Source organism: Exiguobacterium sp. s50 (genome assembly GCF_018618175.1).
GTDB lineage: Bacteria > Bacillota > Bacilli > Exiguobacteriales > Exiguobacteriaceae > Exiguobacterium > Exiguobacterium chiriqhucha.
The window spans coordinates 1-2,365 of the sequence record NZ_JACSLP010000023.1 but is presented as its reverse complement, the minus strand read 5'-3'; the positions used below and the strand labels follow the sequence as shown (position 1 = coordinate 2,365).

At 48.0% G+C, this 2,365-nt stretch carries 2 protein-coding genes; both read right to left on the bottom strand.

From position 1 onward, the window contains the following. Nucleotides 1–65: 65 nt before the first annotated feature. Complete coding sequence (gene istB, locus KNP68_RS15000; RefSeq protein WP_029595512.1) at nucleotides 66–782, bottom strand: IS21-like element helper ATPase IstB; 717 nt, start codon at nucleotides 780–782, stop codon at nucleotides 66–68. After that, nucleotides 779–2,215: an IS21 family transposase gene (gene istA, locus KNP68_RS14995; RefSeq protein ID WP_029595511.1), complete on the bottom strand. Its 1,437-nt coding sequence runs from the start codon at nucleotides 2,213–2,215 to the stop codon at nucleotides 779–781. The genes istB and istA overlap by 4 nt, the downstream gene beginning before the upstream one ends. Between the last annotated feature and the right edge of the window lie 150 nt (nucleotides 2,216–2,365).

Genomic DNA, 2,365 nt, shown 5'->3' with positions numbered 1-2,365 from the left:
TGTATTTTGCAATACAAATGTGCACAATAATGCAACGAAAAGTACAGAACTTTGCCAGCTGGGTTTTAGTGTTTCGACAACGCATGCGTGACACGATAACTGTCACCTGTAAAGTTTAGTATGTGAGCGTGATGGATGACGCGATCGACGAGTGCCGCAGTCAAGCGCGCGTCGCCAAAGATGCGATTCCATTGGCTGAACTCAAGGTTGGATGTGATGATCAGGCTCTTTCGCTCGTACCAGTCGGTGATGAGATGAAACAGAAGTTCCGCAGATTCTTTTGTGAGAGGGAGATATCCCATCTCATCTAAAATAATCATATCTGCCGACTCGAGACGAGAATGGAAGTTGCCTAGTTTTCCATCCCGCCAGGCCTTGTTAAGTTGCTCGACGAGTTCAGAGACCCGGAAGAACCTCACCTCATAACCTTTGTGACAAGCTTCTCTCCCGAGCCCGATGGCCAAATGGGTCTTTCCTGTACCCGGGGACCCTGTCAGAACGACGTTCTGTGAGTGCTCGACGAAATTCAGTGAGGTCAGTTCGTCCTTATCTAAATGCTTTGGGAAGTAGATGTGATTGCCCCAATGATAGTCGTCTAGTGACTTATTGTTGATGAATTTTGCCTTTTTGATTAACCGTTGCGCTTTCGCTTCCTCGCGGAGGCGCATTTCCATCGAGAAAAGCTCCGTGAGAAACTTTTCAGGGGATTCCGTTGGAATCGATTCATAGATTTCAGCGACATAGGCAAGGCGGAGCGATTTGCACATTTCTTTTAGGCTCATACTGCACCACCTTCTCCCCAAGGCCGATTCAGGCTATCGTACTTGCTCCAATCCACATCATAAGGATGGTCCTCAACCACGGCTGGATCGTCGTCCTCGCTCAGTAGCTCGTATAGGCGTTCATTGATCTCGAGGATTGGATAGAGTGCGAGCTTGGCTCGGATCCAGGCCAGTCTTTCCTGCCGAACGAGTAAGTTGGGTACGCCCAGGTACTCTTTGATTCTACCCGGCAGATATTCGGAATAACGGGAGTGCCCGAAGCTTCTCGGCTTCTTGTGCCAAGTGCTGATGATGTTTTCCCATGGGAGCGCACGCTTTGTCATCATGTAGGGACGTTTTTCTTCGTAGAGGATTTCTCCGTGAAGTGAGAGAATCTTCATCGAATCCCACCTTAAGATGGCGCGTACTTGCCCATGACGAGCCCCTGAAGGGATCAAGACTTTCGTCTTATCGATCGTTATTTCGCCGTACTTGTTCACCTTGAACAGTTCTTCTTTGAAGACGGGGAAGTCTTCTTGCGGCAATCGCAATAGATGTCTCTGCTCTTCTTCGAACAACTCACGGATCAGCACATGCTTTTCGTAATGCACTCTCTCCATGTCATCCCGTAGGGAAGCTGCGAGTTGCCGGTTCGTCGAATCGTAATCATGCATGACAGGGGCTGGGACAAGAAAATTGTACCGAACGTATCCTACCTTGTTCTCGACACTTCCTTTCTCGTTACCTCTGTAAGGATTACAGCTTTGAACTTGGAAGCCGTAATGTGCCATGAACTGCAGGAAAGCATCTGTATAGATCGCCTCTTCTTTTGTCGTTCGTGGTTGGATGACTGCGGCGGGGAGATTATCGATTCTGAGCTGTTGCGGTACACCACCGATTTCTTCAAAAAGCATTTTGAGTCCCGTCAAAAAGCACTCTTGGTTTTCTGCGGGCAGGGCGACAGCTGCTGTGCGGTTACTGAAGGGCAGGCTCATGACGAGGCATTTTACATCGACCGCATGACTATCTTTGACGACTTCCATCGTCCCGAAATCTACCTGTGCCTCACCCGGAGGGTGTTGCAATCGTTCTTGCCTTGTGTCGTTTTCCTCCTCGCTCGTCATATGCCAGCTCTTGATGAAATTGCAGACCGTCCGGTAAGAACCCTCGAATCCGTTCGCCACCAGCGTTTCATAAAGCTTTTTATTCGTTCGTCTTAACTTTTTCTGAAGCATTTGATCCTCGGTCAACCAATCCTCGACCATCTCGCCCCATTTCGTTCCGTACATCATGCCTCTCTTGGGGCGAATGGTTTCACTCGGCAGTTGAGCTGAATCCGCGTATTTTTTTACCGTCCTCCAGTTGAGGTCTAGATTTTTAGCGATTCGATTGATCGAATGTGATTTGTGGTTTCTCAGATATTTGATACAATTGATATCGGACATTGCTAGCATTCCTTCCATCTCCTAACGTTCTTGTGTCGCAACTTAAACGTTAGGGTGAGATTATGGTTGCTGGCAAGTCCTTTTTCTTTTCTAAAATAGGAGTGCAGAGTTGTGTACGTTTCCGTTGCACACTTCTGCACTCCTATTTTGCATTACACA

Coding starts and splice junctions, on each gene's coding strand:
- istB (WP_029595512.1), bottom strand. CDS start 782: ATGAGCCTAAAAGAAATGTGCAAATCGCTCCGCCTTGCCTATGTCGCT.
- istA (WP_029595511.1), bottom strand. CDS start 2,215: ATGCTAGCAATGTCCGATATCAATTGTATCAAATATCTGAGAAACCAC.